Source organism: Mucilaginibacter straminoryzae (assembly GCF_022953055.1).
Classification (GTDB): domain Bacteria; phylum Bacteroidota; class Bacteroidia; order Sphingobacteriales; family Sphingobacteriaceae; genus Mucilaginibacter; species Mucilaginibacter straminoryzae.
Genome location: NZ_JALJEJ010000025.1, coordinates 1 through 1247 on the forward strand (window position 1 = coordinate 1; position 1247 = coordinate 1247).

At 45.3% G+C, this 1247-nt stretch carries 1 protein-coding gene; it reads left to right on the top strand.

The window, feature by feature from the left end:
- Positions 1 to 64: 64 nt before the first annotated feature.
- On the top strand, positions 65 to 1210 hold the full coding sequence (locus tag MUY27_RS20525) for an IS481 family transposase (protein WP_245133360.1): 1146 nt from the start codon (positions 65 to 67) through the stop codon (positions 1208 to 1210).
- Positions 1211 to 1247: the final 37 nt, after the last annotated feature.

Here is a 1247-nt window from a genome sequence, read left to right on the forward strand (position 1 = left end):
TGAGATAGTCACGATTTAATCTGACAGTTACGATTAATTAAAGAACGTAACTGAGATTAGAATAATGACAACACAAGCAAAGATCATCAAGAACAAGCTGGGCATATTGGAGCTTGCCCAGCATTTGGGAAACGTATCACAAGCCTGTAAAGTAATGGGCTACTCACGTGATAGCTTCTACCGGTTCAAGGAACTTTATGAACAAGGCGGCGAACTGGCCCTTCAGGAGATCAGCAGACGTAAGCCAGTTTTGAAGAACCGGGTGGAAGAGCATGTGGAGAAAGCTGTGGTTGAAATGGCTATCGAACAACCGGCTTTAGGCCAGCTAAGAGTATCGAATGAGCTTAAAAAGCAAGGCATCCTGATATCCCCGGGCGGCGTAAGAAGTATCTGGCTCCGCCACGATCTACACACATTCAAGCTTCGTTTAAAGGCAGTGGAAGCTAAGTCGGCACAAGAAGGATTGGTGTTAACCGAAGCACAGGTGGTAGCGCTGGAAAAAGCCAAAGAAGAAAAGAAAGCACATGGCGAGATAGAAACACATCACCCTGGCTATTTAGGCGCACAGGACACTTATTATGTTGGCAACATTAAAGGTGTGGGCCATATCTATCAGCAAACCTTTATTGATACTTATAGCAAAGTAGCCTTTACCAAGTTATATGACCGAAAGAACGCATTAGTGGCTGCGGAAATGCTTAACGACAAAGTAGTGCCCTTCTTTGAACAGCATGATCTGCGTTTACTTCGGGTGTTGACTGACAGGGGCACCGAGTATTGCGGGGCAAGGGAGCAGCATGAATATCAATTATACCTGGCCATTGAAGACATCGATCACAGCAAGACCAAGGCTAAAAGTCCGCAGACCAACGGTATCTGTGAACGCTTCCATCGTACCATTCAGGATGAGTTCTACGCCATAGCATTCAGAAAGAAGATCTATCGAAGCATTGCTGAACTACAGGCTGACCTGGATAAATGGATGCTTAATTACAACAATGAGCGGACACACAGCGGGAAGTATTGCTTCGGCAAGACACCAATGCAGACCTTTATGGATAGCATTCCAATGGCACAGGAAAAGCTGCTGGAGAGACTGGCCGAAGACCAGCTTTTATCTCTCACCCCACAAAGTGATGAGATAAAAGCTGCGTCAGCCGGGTTTGCACAAAATAAGCTATATTCACAGAACCCATCTGACAACTTTTAAAACCTACCAACTGTCAGATCAAGTTGTGGCTATTACA